8 protein-coding genes and 1 pseudogene are annotated in these 18704 nt (G+C 63.1%); 3 read left to right on the top strand and 6 right to left on the bottom strand.

Going from position 1 to position 18704, the window contains the following annotated elements:
* Positions 1–78: 78 nt before the first annotated feature.
* Entirely contained in the window at positions 79–1002 is a 924-nt protein-coding gene (locus FJ988_RS21865; RefSeq protein ID WP_246688634.1) for a hypothetical protein, read from the bottom strand.
* A 329-nt stretch (positions 1003–1331) separates the two neighbouring features.
* On the opposite strand from FJ988_RS21865, the gene FJ988_RS21860 reads away from it, so the two are divergent.
* Complete coding sequence (locus FJ988_RS21860; protein ID WP_140820425.1) at positions 1332–2435, top strand: FkbM family methyltransferase; 1104 nt, start codon at positions 1332–1334, stop codon at positions 2433–2435.
* Positions 2436–2644: 209 nt separating this feature from the next.
* Here FJ988_RS21860 and FJ988_RS21855 read toward each other — a convergent pair whose 3' ends face one another.
* Genes FJ988_RS21855 through FJ988_RS21845 form a run of 3 tightly spaced genes read right to left on the bottom strand, consistent with a single transcriptional unit; the run spans position 2645 to position 9963 of the window.
* Positions 2645–5152 carry a glycosyltransferase gene (locus FJ988_RS21855; RefSeq protein ID WP_140820424.1) on the bottom strand — a complete coding sequence of 836 codons (2508 nt, stop codon included), beginning with the start codon at positions 5150–5152 and terminating at the stop codon, positions 2645–2647.
* The gene (locus FJ988_RS21850) at positions 5149–6231 is read right to left on the bottom strand and encodes a glycosyl transferase family 2 (RefSeq protein ID WP_140820423.1); all 1083 of its coding nucleotides are present in this window, start codon (positions 6229–6231) and stop codon (positions 5149–5151) included. Before FJ988_RS21850 ends, FJ988_RS21855 begins: the two co-directional genes overlap by 4 nt.
* Positions 6232–6258: 27 nt before the next feature.
* Positions 6259–9963 carry a glycosyltransferase gene (locus FJ988_RS21845; protein ID WP_407067848.1) on the bottom strand — a complete coding sequence of 1235 codons (3705 nt, stop codon included), beginning with the start codon at positions 9961–9963 and terminating at the stop codon, positions 6259–6261.
* An 854-nt stretch (positions 9964–10817) separates the two neighbouring features.
* Between FJ988_RS21845 and FJ988_RS21840 the strand changes: the two genes are divergently transcribed.
* Both FJ988_RS21840 and FJ988_RS31255 read left to right on the top strand, forming a co-directional pair.
* The gene (locus FJ988_RS21840; protein ID WP_140820421.1) at positions 10818–11729 is read left to right on the top strand and encodes a DUF4347 domain-containing protein; all 912 of its coding nucleotides are present in this window, start codon (positions 10818–10820) and stop codon (positions 11727–11729) included.
* Positions 11730–11823: 94 nt separating this feature from the next.
* Positions 11824–12300, top strand: a pseudogene (locus FJ988_RS31255) (DUF4347 domain-containing protein); the annotation flags it as partial.
* A 335-nt stretch (positions 12301–12635) separates the two neighbouring features.
* On the opposite strand, the gene FJ988_RS31250 reads toward FJ988_RS31255, so the two are convergent.
* Together FJ988_RS31250 and FJ988_RS31040 are read right to left on the bottom strand one after the other, a co-directional pair.
* Positions 12636–12965 (bottom strand): hypothetical protein, encoded by a 330-nt coding sequence (locus tag FJ988_RS31250; RefSeq protein WP_246688640.1) that lies wholly within the window; start codon positions 12963–12965, stop codon positions 12636–12638.
* Positions 12966–17594: 4629 nt separating this feature from the next.
* A partial coding sequence (locus tag FJ988_RS31040) for a hypothetical protein (protein WP_210242783.1) occupies positions 17595–18704 on the bottom strand: 1110 nt, incomplete at its 5' end.

The raw sequence follows: 18704 nt of genomic DNA, 5'->3' as shown, positions 1-18704 counted from the left end.
GGAAACGGCGAACCGCCCTGTCTCTTTGTTTTACGCAATTTCGGATGGAAGACCGCCCACATTTTTCCTGGAATTGCTTTAATAGGCCGAAATTCGCAGCAGGTCGCTCAAGTGGCTTGGAAGCTGTGGCGAGGCCTGCAACTCGGCGCAACTCTCTTTCCAGCGCTGGAAATATTGGCTGGCTGGAACAGCCGCGCGCCCTGGCCAGCGGTTTAGCGCGCCAAGCGCCTCGACGCTCTCCGGCGCCTGCTCGTATTGGGCAAGGATGGTCACAGACATCGCTTGTGCGAACGGATTGAGCCCCGGGATTTCGATTTCGTTTCGGTGGTCGGCGAACCAAGTTGCGGCATCGCGGGTGAGCCCTTGGCTGTCGGCGAGCGCGCGATAGCGCGTGATGATGTTCTCGCGGTAGTCGGCAATGGCATCGCCGAAAGCGTTGTCTCCGGCAAAGGGTGGGTCAGCTTTCCAGCTCTTTGCCAAAAGTCCCAGACCACGCAACGAGAAGGCCTCCACCACCGCCTCCTCGAGCCACTGGCAAGGAGGCGCCGGCTTGGCGTCCGCCTGCCAACTGTTGGCTGTCACATGGCCTAGCTCATGACCGAACTGGTAGGCGAGCTTCGACCAGTCCCGCTCGCCGATATCGACGATGATCCACGCCATGTCGCTGCTGTCCGGGTGCAGCCAAATCGCGGGCTGCCCCGAAGTGTGCTCGTCAACGCGAAGCCGCGCCGGCTGACGGTCGGAGACGAGGCGGACACCATCCAGACACGCGTGCCGCATGCGCTCGAGGACCAGATCTACCGAGCGCGGAAGCATACGGCCCCAGTCGCCCGCGAGTTCGATGGGAGCGGAGAGGAGCGTGATATGAGAAGAAACCAAGGAGGCGCGTACCTGTAACGCTGAAAGGATCTTATCCGAACCAAACCAACATAAGGACGCGGAAAGGGTCCTGTGTGAAGCTCCCAAACCAGTCACCAACACAACGAAGTCGCGCCGTTTCATTCCAGTTCACTTCTAACAAGTTGCGGAAAACCAGAGCCGTTGGGCTCTCTCCCGATGCAAAAGTCAGTTGTCCTGAGGGCCATTGTGGCGGCCTGCTTCGGCCGGTCCGCTGCAACCAACCGGTTTGCGTCATCTGTGCCGCGCATCTGATCCTCCGATCATTCATGTGGAATCGAAGCATGGACAGACCTTTGATGAAAGAGTTTTCCATAGCCTGCTAAGCCGCTAAGTGGGCCGGTCGTTGGCTAAGGGTCCGACACCGCCAGTTACCCCAGACTTTTGCAAAACTGGCTATATCAGCTACCTTACGCTCGCGATTTCAGGGAGTCATGGAGGCCGATGTTATGGGAGCGATGCCAAATCCAACTGGCTCGTCCAGCGTTTTCACTAGTCACGGCACGATGGTGTTCGTCGAAAAGTATTCAGGTCAACTCCAGCATGGAAAGATGGAAAATAATCCACAGAATGCTGTCTTCATAAAAGAAGGAGATAGAGGCCAGTTCTTCTGTCTTGAGGGAGGCGCTCGATATGATGCTCTCTCCTTGCCTGATCATTCCCGCTTTAATTCTGGAAGTAATTTGATTGAGCTGAACAGCGCCGTTGGAGGTCAATTTACCATAGTAGGGACTACTGATACCGAATTTGGTCTTAAAATGAACGGTCTTTTCCTGTGCGCCGAGCCGGATGGGCGAATCACCCTGTCCAGAACCGAATGCAAGAGTTGGGAATTATTTCATTTCAGGAACGATGCTTCCGAAATAACAGGAACGGTAGTTTCGCACAGGATCGATGGTCGCATAATACGTTTCTTCATATCAAATAGGTCAGACTATATTCAATCGTGTTTGCTGCGTGGGGATTTCTATGACAGAGATGCATTAAATATAATTAAGAATGAAATTCGCAATGACAATATATTTCTAGATGTAGGCGCCAACATTGGCAATCATTGCATATTCTTATCAAAATTTTGTGACATTAAAGAAATAATTGCCATAGAGCCAAATCCTGATGCTTTTAGTATTCTAAAAATAAATATCCTCCTCAACGAATGCAGGAACGTAAACACAGATCATCTAGGTGTCGCCCTCGCCTCGCGGCCCGGGAAGATGAGAGTATCGTATCCGTCAAGCGGTAATATCGGTGGAGCGCAGCTGATTCCCGACGAATTTGGTACCGTCGATTGTGTCACCGGGGACGAAATTATTCGTGAAAGGTCAATTGGTTTTATAAAGATTGACGTAGAAGGTTCGGAGTTTGATGTGTTAGAAGGTTTGCGGCAGACAATCTCCGTATGCAGACCTTCGATTCTCATCGAAGTATGGAAAAGCGGGCAGTCGAACCTTGAGTCATGGTGCAGAAATAATAACTATATCATTCGCCACCGCCTGCTGATGGATGATAATTTCCTCTTGGTCCCTAAGGAGGATTGACCTGCCTAGAGCAATTCCAGGAAAAGTGTGAGCGGTTTTCCGTCCGGAATAGCGTAGAAACAAAGAGATAGAGCGGTTCGCCGTTTTCATGAAACGGTGAAACGCTCTAGGACTCGGTGAACTCACGTCGCTTGCTCGTTAGGCGTGAGATTGGGTCAAGACAGGTTTATGGCAGGGGCGAGGGGATAAGATTGGGCCGCTTTCGAAAACTAAGCGGAAGCCGACCCTGGCTGACGAAGTTCTGGAGGTCCCTTCGATTCCCTGACTGACGGATCAGAAATTATTGAATCGACCAACCTGTCAATCTGTTCCGCACGATGTTTTGTCATGTGCCTTGTCCTGACCAGATCCATGCCGGCGCGCCTGATTCTGTCCACCTCCGGACGATTATTTGGGTCAAGGATCCATGAGACCCGATCCAGAAAGCTGGGTTTGTCACACAGAACGCATGTTTCGCCGTCTATGAACCCGAGCTCTTTGAGTTCCTTCTCGATTATTTTGTCTGCCAGCAAGAGGGAGCCGACTGAGGCAATTTCAAAATTCTTTAGATGGACGTATCTGTAATGATGGCCATCACAAAAGCAGCATAAATATTTTGAAAGAGTTTCATAGTATTTAATTCCTACGGTTTCTGGACTATTTTCGTCGTATTTGTTATGATATCCGGGGTGATTGAGAATCTCTATTCTGTTGTCAGCTAAGCTGCTGGCGTAGGCTCTCAACGGTCTATCGGCGGCGATACTTCCGGAAACGAGGATCTTTCCTATTGGGTCATTGTTGAACGTCACATGATCGTAATTCCTGAAACCTTCAAGTCCAGAAGAGTAGGGAATCCAGGTGACAGCATTATGTTCGAAATGCTCAGAAAAAACATAAGCATATGGGCTTATTATGAAGTCAGACCCTGAAACAAGTTTATTCAAGAGTTCATCATAATTTGAATCATAACTGACAAGATCGTCAATCTTTAATATTTTTATTGCTGATATCTTATGCATCGGGATATGAAGTCGTCCCTGATACGCAATTAGGAGAACCGAGAAGGCGTTCAGCCTTGCGATTGTTGATTCGTCGGAAAGGTCGATCGCCATGGAGTCAATGATCTCGAAGCCATAACGCTCGCTTAGAATGCGGATCAGGTAGTAGTGCTCATTTGCCAGATAGGACGACAACCAATTTATGTCGCATATAACGGCTTTCGTTATTTCGGATTCGCTTTTCACGCCTCGGCTTGAGCGGTGTGGTTGGGAGTTGGTGCCTGTCGACACCTCGAACAGGTCGATCCAGTCATCGAGGACGTGCGCCCAAGCGAACTTGCGCGCGGCCTCTTGGGTGGATTTGCACTTGTCCACAAATGCAGACGGATTTTCTTTGTAGTACCGCAGGGTGGCCGCGGTGAAAGCCATGAACTTCTCGGCTTCGATCGGCGCTATGATGCCGCCGCCTTGGTAGGCCTTTAGGGGAAAATGGCCTACGGGTGTTCCTATCACCAACCTTCCCGCGGCCGCTCCTTCAAGCACTGACAACGGACCGGACTCGTTAAGGGAGGACGTCAGGACAGCGTCAACGCTTCGATAGAAATCAGGCATGTCGTGGAACGAAATCTGATTGCCTGTCGAGCCTGCAACTTTGAATGCCAGGCCCGCATCTCGCGCGGCGGCTTCGGCCAAATGTCCGCGCTTCCATTCAACGTCATATGTTAGCGCCGACATCGAAGTGGCGTAGCCGACCTTTGTCAGGCTGGTCGGCAAATCTGAGAAGAAGCTCTCGTAGTCGACGCCGAGTGATACTACTCTCGGCAACCTCGAAATGCCGCGCATCGCTGAAGCCGAGTAGAGAGACTCACTAACGACGCCATAGTTGGCGAATTTTTCGAAGACTTGGACGCCCTTCTGCTCGATCAGCATCCGTATGTCGAATTCGGAATGCGAGATGGCGATGATTTTTTCAAAGGGGACACTATAAATGTCCACCAGTGTGGATATCCCATCGAGGGCCGACATGACAAAGTCGTAACCTAGAATAAGTTCTCGAGCGTATTCAGCGTGATCCTGCTGCCAATCGAGAATGTCAACCAGGTAGCCACGATCATGTAGATGCCGGCACAGGTCGTAGTAGACCCGGCCATGCGACCATCTGGTGTAACCGTAGATCAAAATCTTTTTGGCCTGTGGTTGCCGGTTTGACTTCATTCGGATCAAGGGGTGGACGATGTAGCCTTCAACGTGACCTTGGTTAAAGCCAACTCTGTCGCGGCGCCAAGTTCCGTTCGGCGCGGACCCGGGACTGTCGGTGCACCAGTTCTCGGAGGCGATGAACAATTCCCATGTGCTGCAAACCGAGGCGCGGTGCATCATCCGTCCGTCCGGTATGGCCGATAGAAAATGGCCGCCGGATCTCAGCGCAAGCAAGCCGCGCTCGAGAGGGATCAGTTCGAATGTATCCACACCATCCGATTGATGGTGACGCTGCGACTGCGAGGCCGTCAGGCAACGGTCGCGGTAACAATCTATCGGCTCGCGTAGATCGCCGGCAACGAAGACGAGTTGCCCCCGCCTGTAGCTGCCGACCGAACTCATGCCGGACTCGAAATACGCGTTCGCCGGGCTGCTTTCGACGGCGCCGTGGCGCAGTTCACCGGTGGACGGGTCGACGAAGAGCACCGTGCCGAATGCCGTGAAGAGCCTTGCGCGCGAGGAATCAGAAGTCTCGCTCATCCTTGCAGCCGAACCTCCTCCCGTCGCCGAACGAAGAAATCCAGATTGCTTTTGAGGCGCTGGCTGTCTGGATCGAGCGCGAGCGCTTTTTGTCCCCACTCTACCGCCCGGTCCATGGCATTCAGGTGCCAAGACGCGATAGCCCCGAGATCATATAGTCGAAAACCCCAGCAGTTCGCGTCATCCAAGTAGCTTCCTGTGCGGTGGGTCTTCTCGATGCCGTTACTGCAAGCCCAAAAAAGATTGAGCCAGTCGGCCTTGCCGTGGAATTCCTCGGCGAGGTCAAGCCAGATCTCGCGGCGATGCGGCGCTTCCATCCGGGCTTTGTCCAGCCAAGCTGACCCTTGCTCGGGGCGCATGCGCGCGATGTAGCGCATGGCCTCGGATCGTTCTTCGCCCCATCTGCTTGTCGGCAAGGCTAGGTAGCGCTCCAGCAGTTCGACGGCCCGCTCTTGCTGGCTGGCCCACATCAGGTCCCGTCCGAGCCAGAAACAGATCTGCGCGTCGTCGGGATCTTCCTTGTGCGCCACTTCCATCAGCGGCAGGTAGTTGCTGCGCGTCGGCTTGGACAAATCCTGCACCTCATACATCATGATGTCGCTGCAGTTCGCAGCGACCTCCCTTTCCCCCGTAAACACCAGCGCTTCGTGAACGGGCCGCTTGAATCGGTATCCCCAGCGGTGATGAAAATTCTTCGCCGGCCAGCCGCGCAGCTCGACGGGGTCATCGGGGCTCGATCGATAAGATACTCGGCAAAATAGCGCGGTAGTCTCACCGGTCCATGCAGCCTCCAGTTTCGCTCGCCAGCCTGGTTCGAGGAATCGATCCATGTCCATCGTGCAGCAGACATCGACATCGGGTGGGATCAACGCCATGGCGGCATTACGAGCGGTGTCGAAGCGCCACGGACGAACCGCTATACTGTGCACTGAGACGCCCGCCGCGGCGAGCCTCTCCACTGTGCCGTCGGTGCTGCCGGTGTCGGCCACTATCCGATAATCGGCATCGGCGGCGGAATTGGCCCAGCGTTCCGCGTTGGCGACTTCGTTCAATGCGATGGTATAGACCGCGACCTTCACGACGCCTCCCCCGCCCCTGCGAAGTTCCTATGCTGACCAGCCCGACCTGCCGCGCTTGCGAATGGCCACGAGCCCGCCGAGCAATTTTGCCCGGTCGAGCTCGTAGTGGCTATCGAAGAACAAAACCTCGGCAAATTGCCCGGCAAGGGTGCTGATACCGAGCGGATCGATTGACCGCGCCAATCCGTATTCCTTGATTTCGCGCAACAATGTCTTGGTCAGCGTTATCTTGGCGGGGTTTTCACCAGCAGGCTGCCAGTCGAGGTCCTCGATGAAATACCATCCGCCATCGGCAAGCAGCGGAAAGAACTCGCGCAGTGTAAGCTGTTCGTCGAAGGACGCGTGGCTGCCGTCGTCGATGATCGCGTCGAACGAGGCAGGTTCGAGTTGCGCGGCCACCCGTTGAAGATCCTCCACTCTGGACTGGTCGCAGACGAAGGATTTGAACCTCTCGTTATTGAGTCGCGAAAAATCCGTCAGGTCGACGCCGATCACCTGACCGAAGGGAAAATAGCTCTGCCACAGCGAAACTGTGGGCGTCTCGTTCTGGCCGTCTGCCTGCACGCGACACGGCCCGATCTCCATAAGCCTTCGCAAGGAAAGCCGGCGGCTCGACAGCAGGCGATCGTAGATCCTGGCGTAAGCATGACGGTTGCCGGTATGCCGGTTCTTATCGGTGTTGAACTTGTCGGCGAGGCTCGTGAAAGTAGGAAAGCCCTCCAATGGGCTGACAAGCTGCGCGATGAACGGGGTGTTCTTTTCGGCAGGCCTCGCTTCGTTGCGCGCCGTCCAAAGGTGGACGCCGAAAACGCGCTCATCGTTCAGATAGTCAGCCAGTTCCGCGATCGGTTTTTCAAACCTGTCTATCTCCGTCCAGTCGATCGAGTTGAAGAACATCGGGCTGAATACCTGGTCGTGCAACGCGGATCCGGCATCCGAGGCGATGTAATCGGAGAGCAGCTTTGGCCCGATGTCACCGAATTCCTTGCCCCTTGCCGCGTGGAAGCGCTCGATGGACATCTCATAAAGCGCCCTGAGGTGCCGGCTGTAGGGCTTGGCATGGATAACATTGCCACAAATGAAGTGACCCTTGTGCGATCCACGCCATTGCAGATTGAAGAAATGATCGCCATTGAAGGGAAACGGCCGCAGCATGACGATGTCGGAATCCATCCATAGCCCGCCATGCTCGTAGAGCACGGCGTAGCGAAAGATGTCGCTGAAATACCTGATCTCGGACCCGGCGACGATGCGCTCGAACGTGGCCCGCGGCATGACGTCGTCGGCGGCGCTGACTTCGATTCCGTGCCACAGCAGAAATTCTAATCTGTTCGGTGAATAGCTCCATACGCGCACCGGGTGGCCGGCGGCCCTCATCGAGGTGGTGGCGGCGATCAGAGTGCGGTGCTCGGCCTTGTCGGAAAGCACCTCATAGAAGCAGTGGATCTGCGGCAGAGCCGCGCCGTCGCTGACGAACGGCACGATGCGCCGATCGAACTCACGTGAATGCCGGCGCCGTTCCGCCGGCGAGTCGACCGCTTCCAGGAATGGCGCGAATTTGCGAAAGAATTCCTCTGTTGTCTGGCCCGAACGGAACGCGAGAGACCTCGGCTCGCTGCGTGCGCCGGCGCTGTTGGGGCGGCCGCCGCTGCTGCCGGTCCGCTCGGCGTCTCCCACGCCCGGCAAAGTGAGAGGTAGCGTCGGCTTGATGCCGGTACCGGCAACCGCCCGGTCCGAAGCCAGGTCCGCAACGTCGTCGAGGAACGCAGCGACCTCCTCGGCCTGCACCGTCGCAATCCACGACTCGCTGTCGCCTGCCCCGTAGGAGATCATGAGCCGCTTGGTGTCGGGATGCCAGGCGAGCCCGGCGGCAAACTCCACACCTTTGGCGTTGAAGTAGAAGGGCCGCGAAACCTTGGTCAGCCGGTACGCGGCATCGAACCAGACGAAGCGGTGCTGGTAGTAACGCCTGCCCTCGTTTGGCCTGGCGCGCGCCTCGTGCACCAGCGCCAGCCAGCCGCCGTCGAACAAAATTGCCTGCGAGCTGCCGCTGAACTGCGGCGCCGCAACCATTGGCTCCTGCTCCGATACCGTCCGGCCGTTCTCGTCGAGTATCTTCGTGGGGTCGCAAAGATAGATGAAGCGGAGCCGGTCACTGCCGTCGGAAGTGCGCTCGACCAGCGGCATCCAGTTCTTTTCATGCTGCCGTTGACCGGCCGGGCGGACGACGCGCCAATCGGCGAGGATATGCGATCCGAGCTCAGTGTCTTCGATTCTTGCCAGTACCTGCTCGCACCATCCTTCCGGCGTCAGCTGTCGCACGCAGGATAGCCCCCAAAGCTCGTCGCGCCAGGCGAACAGCCGCATGTCTTCGAAGCCAAGCACCTGGTCGTAGGCGGGCGAGGGCAGATCGGCTGGTGGCAGCACTTCGCTCGCGCCCATCTTCACGAGGTCGCTGTCGAGGCGCAGCAGGAAGTTGCGAGTGCTGATCGGCATGTCACCTGGTGTGACGTATTGGCCGCCATCGGTCAGCGTGTAATTGACGGTTCGCTGCAACAGCACGATCGCGTCGCCGAGTCGCGCTACCGAAGGGTTGGTCGCCACATATCCCGCCGGCGCGGTAAAATCGATCCGCTGTGCCTTGAAGGACGGCATGATTTCGTGCGCCGGCCGCATGTAAAAATAGAGGTTGGACCACGCCAGGTCCCTCGGGCCGTCGCCGGTCTCGCGGTTCAGCGCCAGCCAGTTGCAGGCCGCGAAGCCGCGATCCTTGCGGATGGGGTCGTGGGCGTAGTTCGCGGCGATCGCATATTCTTCCCGCAGGCCGGTCGTGTAGACCGAGTCCTCGATGAACAGGATGTCCTGCTCGGGCCGTCCGATCGCCAGCCCCGCTTCGCTAAACAGCGCGCTGGCGTCGTTCATGCCCTTTTCGCGATAGTAGCGCGCCAGGTCGTAGAGCGGCTCGGCGCGCTGCGGCCGTTGGTTGAAGGCGGCGAGCGCATGGCGGATAAAGCCTTCGTCGTCGCCAAGCTGGCGCTGGCAGCGTGCCTGCTGAAGGCGAGCGTTCCAGGCCTCCTCGTCCCAACCGCCCATGCCGGCGCGCTTGGCATAGGCGACGGCGGCCTCCGTCGTTCGTCCCGCATCGCGATAGGACTGCGCCAGGTAGAACCAGTAGCGGTGGTTCTCGGGATCCTTCTCGAGCGCTTCCGACAGCAGTCTGGCGTCGCGCTCGAACTTGTCGACGCGGTTCGATCCGCTGGCGTGATCCTTGTACCAGGCGCTGCGCAGCTCCTCCACGCCTCCCGGAACATCGAGATACTCGTGAGTGACGCCGTGATAGCGCGCGCCGGCATCGCGCCTTACCAGGCGGGTGTTCCAATAGGCGAGGCCGGACCCCGATCGCTGTAGCAGCCTGTAGCCGGCGCCATCGAGCTTGCCGCGGAAGCCCACGTCCTCGACGACGAGCTCCATGTCGGCGTCGTCGAACAGGAGGTAGTCGTAGGACAGCGCCGAGGCGTAGGCGTGGTCGAGCGCTTCGTTGCGCGCCTGCTCGAAATTGCGGAAGGGGAATTCGTGCAGCTCGCCGGGCAGGTTGCGGGCTGCGAAGAACGATCTGATGAAATCCTGCGTCCCGTCGGTGGATCCCGTGTCGCCGATGACCCAGCAATCGATATGGTCGGCAACCGCGCCGAGGCAGCGCTCGAGGTTCGCCATCTCGTTCCTGACGATCATGTTGAGGCAAAGCCGCTTGCCGTTCGTCATCCGTCGCTCGATGAGATTGTCAGTTGCGGCGCCCGCATAGCCTTGCTCTGGCGTAACGCGCTTCGAAATCATCCCGGCTCTGTTAGTCTCATGGTTCATGCCGAGCCGTCCCGCGTCATTCTTTATTAACCTTAGCGATCATGGTTAGCAGTCTGCAAGAAAGATGCGATAGCCGGTGAAGAGGTGCCACGGGTGTCTACTTCGGGACAATCGGCGCCTCCGGATATGTCCAATTGGTTCTTGAACAGACTGCTGGTCGCTACTGGCCCGGACTTCGACGACAACGCCGCTCCTTGCGCTGCGAAACCATTGTGCCGACTTCATTTTTCGCCACCGCGTTGAAGCCTGTCGAACCTCCCGTTTCGCCGCGGCGGTAAGCGGCCGGCGCTTCGGATCTTAACCAAAGGTTGTAGAATCGTTAACAAATTGGCTACCAGTAATTTACAAAGCAACAATTTTCTAATTTACTAATATGCATGGTGTCCACCGCCGTTGCGGCCTGAAAGCCGTGACGATGTGGGATTGGGTTGAGAGAGCTGGGGGGTAGAATCCTTCGCAGATGAGGGGGGGAGGTGTGCGTCCGCACACCACCTATAGCTGCGTCTATGCTTGCCTCGCGTCAGAGGCAGGCAGTTCCCGTTCCGAGTTCCTCGCAAGTGTCGCCGGCAGACCGGCGGCATTGAGTGTGGGAGTGTGCGTTGTATCGGGTGAGATCTCGTGCGCAGCGGGGCAGTGTTACCTGCGACTGTGCCAGTATTGGTCAGCAGCGGGTCGCCGGAGGCAGACCTTCGGCTGCATCTGTTTATCGGCGTTGGCGGCGACCGATGGACGCCGGGCCGAGATGCGCCTCGACAGTGCCGGTGCTCGCGCCTCCAATCGTCGCCCGTACGTCCGGTGCCGGCGAAGAACGCGTCGACGACCTCCTAAACGCCGGCGGGGATTTCGCGAAGGCCAGCATCTTCGAAGTCGCTTTTGTCGACCCGTCGGTTTCGGATCCCGACACGATCTTGTGCAACCTGAGACCCGGGGTCGAAGCGATCATGCTCGACGGCGCTGCAGCGCCGGCTCGGCAGATGGTCGCCGCGCTCGAGGGCCGCGGCAGCCTCGATGCCGTGCACGTCATCGCACACGGCGCGCCCGGCCGCGTGAGCTTCTCGGGCGGCGAATGGACAGCTCGAACCATCGAAGACGATGAGGCCGACCTTGCCGCGATCGGACGGGCCCTTGGGCCTGATGGCGGCATCAACCTGTGGAGCTGCGAGGTCGGCGCCGGCGACGCGGGCGCGGATTTTCTCGGTGCGCTTGCGCGTGCCGCTGGGGTTCCCGCGGCGGCTGCGACCGACCGGGTCGGCTCTCAGGCACTAGGCGGAAATTGGCAATTGGACATGCGGTCGGGCGGCGTAGCCGCGCAACCGCCACTTACGGAGGTTGGAATGGGTATCTATGCGGCAGTTCTCGCGGTCGAAGTCAGCATTGTCGGCACCGTGCCGGCCGGCGCCGACCCCAGCCCTGTCACCTACACGATCGTCGACAACGACAAGAAGGCGATCGTCGGCCAGGTCGTGCTGCCCAACGCGCTGAAGCAGGCGACGCCGGTTGCCATGACGGTCAAGGTTCCGGATGCCAGCGGCGCCTTGGAGATCGGCACCTTCGATGCCGCCGGCGCCTTCCAGCCCGCCACGAACCTTACCGTGAAGGTCCCGGGCAAGCCGACCCGGGAGCCGCCGGCAAGATGATCGCGCGCCCCCTCGCCACCTTCGCATTCGCCCGCCGGCCAAGCCGGCTTTCGCTGTTTGAATGAGCTGAATTCGCGCCAAGAGAGAACTCGCCATGGCCCGCATTTCCGAAATCCTCTTCGTCGATCGCCACGCCCCCGATCTCGAGACCATCCTCGGCAACCTGCGACCGCAGGTTCGGGCGGTGGTGCTCGACGACCATCGGCCGGCCTCGCGCCAGATTGCGGAGACGCTGGAGGGCTGGCGCGACCTCGACGCGGTGCACGTCATCGCGCACGGCTCGCCGGGACGGGTGCATTTCACCTCGGGCGCCTGGTCGATCGACACGCTCGGCGATGCGGCGGACGACCTCGCGGCGATCGGCAGGGCGCTGAGCGCCGACGGCGATCTCAGGCTGTGGAGCTGCGAGACGGGCAAGGGCAGGGCGGGCGAGGCGTTTGTCGAGGCGCTGGAGGGGGTGACGGGAGTTTACGTCGGTGCGGCGAGCGTCCTGGTCGGCGCAGCTTTCCTGGGTGGACGATGGGAGCTCGCAAGCAGGCATATGGCCCCACTGACGACGAGTGGAGTCGAGAGCTATGAGGGAGTATTGGCCTTCGATGTCACTTTGACTGGTACTCTTGACGCCTCGTCGAGCAGCACTGGGCCGGCATTTTACTATATCACTGACACAACGACGAATGCCATCGTTGCCAGCTTTATGCTTCCAGTGTCCGGTAGCTCAACCGTATCAATAATTGTAACGTTACCTAATAACACCGATACTTATGCGATTACGGCAATTGTACAGAATATTACAAATAACTCAAGCCAAATTACTTCAACAACTAATAGTTTCCAAGGAACTAATATACTAACGAGCGATACTGCTGGAAACAATAACGGCGTATTCAAGCTGACGGGTGTTTCTTACGCAAGCAACGTCGGCAATACAGGTGCGACCGGTGCCACAGGTGCGACCGGCGCCACGGGTGCGACTGGCGCCACGGGCTCGACCGGCGCTACGGGTTCGACCGGCGCCACGGGTGCGACTGGCGCCACGGGCTCGACTGGCGCTACGGGTTCGACCGGCGCTACGGGTTCGACCGGCGCCACGGGTGCGACTGGCGCCACAGGTGCGACAGGCGCCACGGGTGCGACCGGCGCCTCGGGTTCGACCGGCGCTACGGGTTCGACCGGCGCTACGGGTGCGACCGGCGCCACGGGTGCGACTGGCGATACCGGTGCAACAGGTGCCACGGGTGCGACTGGCGCAACCGGCGCGACCGGCGATACGGGAGCCACGGGCGCGACTGGCGCAACCGGTGACACCGGAGCCACAGGTGCCACGGGCGCGACCGGTGCCACGGGCTCGACTGGAGCCACCGGAGCAACCGGTGCGACTGGCGCAACCGGCGCCACAGGTGCGACCGGCGATACTGGAGCCACCGGCGCAACGGGAGCGACGGGTGCGACCGGCGATACGGGCGCGACGGGCGCGACTGGCGATACCGGAGCGACCGGCGCCACAGGTGCGACCGGCGATACGGGAGCCACGGGCGCGACTGGCGCAACCGGCGCCACAGGTGCGACCGGTGACACCGGAGCCACTGGCTCGACGGGTGCAACAGGTGCCACCGGCGCTACGGGTGCAACTGGCGATACGGGCGCTACTGGCTCGACGGGTGCGACCGGCGCCACTGGCGCCACGGGCGATACCGGAGCGACAGGCTCTACAGGTGCGACCGGTGCCACAGGTGCGACGGGCGCCACGGGTGCGACCGGCGATACGGGCGCCACCGGCTCGACCGGAGCCACAGGCGCTACTGGCGATACCGGCGCCACGGGTGCCACGGGCGCGACCGGCGCCACGGGTGCCACAGGTGCAACGGGCGCCACAGGTGCAACGGGCGCCACAGGTGCGACTGGCGATACGGGCGCCACCGGCTCGACCGGAGCCACGGGCGCGACTGGCGATACCGGAGCCACGGGTGCCACCGGCGCAACGGGAGCGACTGGCGATACCGGAGCCACGGGTGCCACCGGCGCAACGGGAGCGACCGGTGCCACTGGAGCCACGGGCGCGACTGGCGATACCGGAGCCACAGGTGCCACCGGCGCCACGGGCGCGACCGGTGCTACGGGCTCGACTGGAGCCACCGGTGACACCGGCGCGACAGGGGCGACCGGCGCCACAGGTGCGACCGGCGATACGGGAGCCACGGGTGCGACTGGCGCAACAGGCGCCACGGGTGCGACTGGCGCAACCGGTGACACCGGAGCCACTGGCTCGACCGGTACGACGGGTGCGACCGGCGCCACTGGCGCCACGGGCGATACCGGCGCGACGGGCTCGACTGGTGCCACAGGTGCCACCGGCGCCACAGGTGCGACCGGCGCCACAGGTGCGACCGGCGATACGGGAGCCACTGGTTCGACGGGTGCAACAGGTGCCACGGGCGCGACCGGTGCCACCGGCGCCACAGGTGCGACTGGCGATACGGGCGCCACTGGCTCGACCGGTGCGACCGGTGCGACCGGCGCCACGGGCGATACCGGAGCGACCGGCGCCACAGGTGCGACCGGCGATACGGGAGCCACGGGTGCCACCGGTGCCACTGGCTCGACGGGTGCAACAGGTGCCACCGGCGCCACGGGTGCCACAGGCGCCACCGGCGCCACGGGTGCCACAGGCGCCACCGGTGCGACTGGCGATACGGGAGCCACGGGTGCGACTGGCGCAACAGGCGCCACGGGTGCGACCGGTGACACCGGAGCCACTGGCTCGACGGGTGCCACAGGCGCCACGGGTGCGACTGGCGCAACCGGTGACACCGGCGCCACGGGCGCAACCGGTGACACCGGCGCGACGGGCGCCACAGGTGCGACCGGCGATACGGGAGCCACGGGTGCCACCGGTGCCACGGGCGCGACCGGTGACACCGGAGCCACTGGCTCGACGGGTGCAACAGGTGCCACAGGCGCTACGGGCGCGACTGGCGCAACCGGCGCCACAGGTGCGACTGGCGATACGGGCGATACCGGAGCGACCGGCGCCACAGGTGCGACCGGCGATACGGGAGCCACGGGTGCCACCGGTGCCACGGGGGCGACCGGTGACACCGGAGCCACTGGCTCGACGGGTGCAACAGGTGCCACCGGCGCCACGGGTGCCACAGGCGCCACGGGTGCGACTGGCGATACGGGAGCCACGGGCGCGACTGGCGATACCGGAGCCACGGGTGCCACCGGCGCAACGGGAGCGACCGGTGCCACTGGAGCCACGGGCGCGACTGGCGATACCGGAGCCACAGGTGCCACCGGCGCCACTGGCTCGACGGGTGCCACAGGCGCCACAGGTGCGACCGGCGATACGGGCGCCACGGGTGCGACTGGCGATACGGGGGCCACCGGCTCGACCGGTGCAACGGGCGCGACCGGCGATACCGGCGCGACGGGTGCCACCGGCGCCACTGGCGATACCGGAGCGACCGGCGCTACAGGTGCGACCGGCGATACGGGAGCCACTGGCTCGACGGGTGCGACTGGCGCGACTGGCGCAACCGGCGCCACAGGTGCGACTGGCGATACGGGGGCCACCGGCTCGACCGGTGCAACGGGCGCGACCGGCGATACCGGCGCGACGGGTGCCACCGGCGCCACTGGCGATACCGGAGCGACCGGCGCCACAGGTGCGACCGGTGCAACGGGCGCCACGGGTGCGACTGGCGCAACAGGCGCCACGGGTGCGACCGGTGACACCGGAGCCACTGGCTCGACGGGTGCAACAGGTGCCACGGGCTCGACCGGTGCCACCGGCGCCACAGGTGCGACCGGCGATACGGGAGCCACTGGTTCGACGGGTGCAACAGGTGCCACAGGCGATACCGGCGCCACGGGTGCCACGGGTGCCACGGGCGCGACCGGCGACACCGGCTCGACGGGTGCTACCGGCGCCACGGGTGCCACAGGTGCGACGGGTGCCACAGGTGCGACTGGCGATACCGGAGCTACAGGCGCAACCGGTGCCACTGGCGCAACCGGCGCCACGGGTGCGACCGGCGCCACAGGTGCGACTGGCGATACCGGAGCAACCGGTGCAACGGGTGCCACCGGCTCGACAGGTGCGACGGGCGCCACCGGCGCCACAGGTGCCACGGGCGATACCGGCGCTACCGGCGCGACAGGTGCAACTGGCGCCACGGGTGCGACTGGCGCAACCGGCGATACGGGCGCTACCGGCGCGACGGGTGCGACTGGCGATACCGGAGCCACCGGCGCCACCGGCTCGACAGGCTCCACCGGCGCAACCGGCGCTACTGGCGCTACTGGCGCTACTGGTGCAACGGGCGCCACAGGTGCTACCGGCCACACCGGCGCGACCGGCTCAACTGGCGCCACGGGTGCTACCGGCCACACCGGCGCCACCGGCTCGACCGGCGCCACGGGTGCTACCGGCCACACCGGCGCGACCGGCTCGACTGGCGCCACGGGTGCTACCGGCCACACCGGCGCGACCGGCTCAACTGGAGCCACAGGTACGACCGGCGCCACAGGCGCGACGGGCTCGACTGGAGCCACAGGTGCAACTGGAGCCACCGGTGCGACCGGCGATACGGGTGCCACCGGCGCCACTGGTGCCACAGGTGCGACCGGGGACACCGGCTCGACTGGAGCCACCGGTGCCACGGGTGCGACTGGCTCAACGGGTGCCACTGGAGCTACAGGTGCGACCGGCGATACCGGGGCTACCGGCTCGACTGGAGCCACGGGCGCGACCGGCTCGACTGGAGCCACCGGTGCGACCGGCGCCACGGGTGCAACAGGGGCCACCGGCGCCACTGGCGATACCGGAGCGACGGGCTCGACTGGAGCCACCGGCGCAACCGGCGCAACCGGCGCCACGGGCGAGACCGGAGCAACCGGTGCAACGGGTGCCACAGGTGCGACCGGCGATACCGGAGCAACAGGTGCGACTGGCGATACGGGCGCGACAGGTGCCACGGGTGCAACCGGTGATACCGGATCCACAGGCGCAACCGGCGATACGGGCGCTACCGGGTCCACTGGTGCAACGGGTGCCACCGGTGCGACCGGCGCAACCGGAGCGGCTGGCTCAACAGGTGCCACCGGTGCCACGGGTGCGACCGGCGACCCTGGAGCGACTGGCTCGACGGGTGCCACTGGCGCAACGGGAGCCACGGGTGCGACCGGCCACACCGGTGCGACCGGCTCGACCGGCGCCACGGGTGCCACTGGCCATACCGGTGCTACCGGCTCGACCGGAGCCACAGGTGCGACCGGCCATACCGGAGCGACTGGCTCGACTGGCGCCACGGGTGCCACTGGCCACACCGGAGCGACAGGCTCGACCGGTGACACCGGCTCGACTGGTGCAACGGGTGCCACTGGAGCCACAGGTGCGACCGGCGGAACCGGAGCGACTGGCTCAACAGGTGCCACCGGTGCGACCGGCGACCCTGGAGCGACTGGCTCGACGGGTGCAACGGGTGCCACCGGTGCGACTGGCTCGACGGGTGCCACTGGAGCTACAGGTGCGACCGGCGATACCGGGGCTACCGGCTCGACTGGAGCCACAGGTGCGACTGGCGCAACCGGCGCCACGGGTGCGACCGGTGCCACGGGTGCAACAGGGGCCACCGGCGCCACTGGCGATACCGGAGCGACAGGCTCTACAGGTGCGACCGGCGATACAGGTGCAACAGGGGCCACCGGTGCAACGGGTGCCACGGGCGCTACTGGCACAACAGGCGCGACTGGTGCCACGGGCGCAACAGGTCATACCGGCGCGACTGGCTCGACTGGTGCAACGGGTGCGACTGGCCACACCGGAGCGACCGGCTCGACCGGAGCCACGGGTGCGACTGGTCATACCGGAGCGACAGGCTCGACTGGCGCCACGGGTGCCACTGGCCACACCGGGGCGACCGGTTCGACCGGCGCCACGGGTGCGACTGGCCATACCGGAGCGACCGGCTCGACCGGAGCCACAGGTGCGACTGGCCACACCGGCGCGACTGGCTCGACCGGCGCCACGGGTGCCACTGGCCATACCGGTGCTACCGGCTCGACTGGTGCAACGGGTGCCACTGGAGCCACAGGTGCGACCGGCCACACCGGAGCGACCGGTTCGACCGGCGCCACGGGTGCGACTGGCCACACCGGAGCGACCGGCTCGACCGGAGCCACGGGTGCGACCGGCCACACCGGCGCGACTGGCTCGACCGGCGCCACGGGTGCCACTGGCCACACCGGAGCGACCGGCTCGACCGGAGCCACGGGAGCGACCGGCCACACCGGCGCGACCGGCACGACCGGCGCCACGGGTGCAACTGGCCATACCGGTGCTACCGGCTCGACCGGAGCCACAGGTGCGACCGGCCACACCGGAGCGACCGGCTCGACCGGAGCCACAGGTGCGACCGGCCACACCGGCGCGACTGGCTCGACCGGCGCCACGGGTGCCACTGGCCACACCGGAGCGACCGGCTCGACCGGAGCCACGGGAGCGACCGGCCACACCGGCGCGACCGGCACGACCGGCGCCACGGGTGCAACTGGCCATACCGGTGCTACCGGCTCGACCGGAGCCACAGGTGCGACCGGCCACACCGGAGCGACCGGCTCGACCGGAGCCACAGGTGCGACCGGCCACACCGGCGCGACTGGCTCGACCGGCGCCACGGGTGCGACTGGCCACACCGGAGCGACTGGCTCGACCGGTGCAACGGGTGCCACAGGTGCGACCGGCGCAACCGGAGCGACAGGCTCGACCGGAGCCACAGGTGCGACCGGCCACACCGGTGCTACCGGCTCGACTGGTGCAACGGGTGCCACTGGAGCCACAGGTGCGACCGGCGCAACCGGAGCTACTGGCGCAACGGGTGCCACCGGTGCCACGGGTGCCACCGGTGCCACGGGCGCGACCGGTGACACCGGCGCTACCGGCTCGACTGGTGCAACCGGTGCCACTGGAGC

It is taken from the genome of Mesorhizobium sp. CU3 (assembly GCF_006442965.1).
GTDB lineage: Bacteria > Pseudomonadota > Alphaproteobacteria > Rhizobiales > Rhizobiaceae > Mesorhizobium.
Note: the sequence above shows the minus strand (reverse complement) of the source record. Positions and strands in the feature narration are given on the sequence as shown.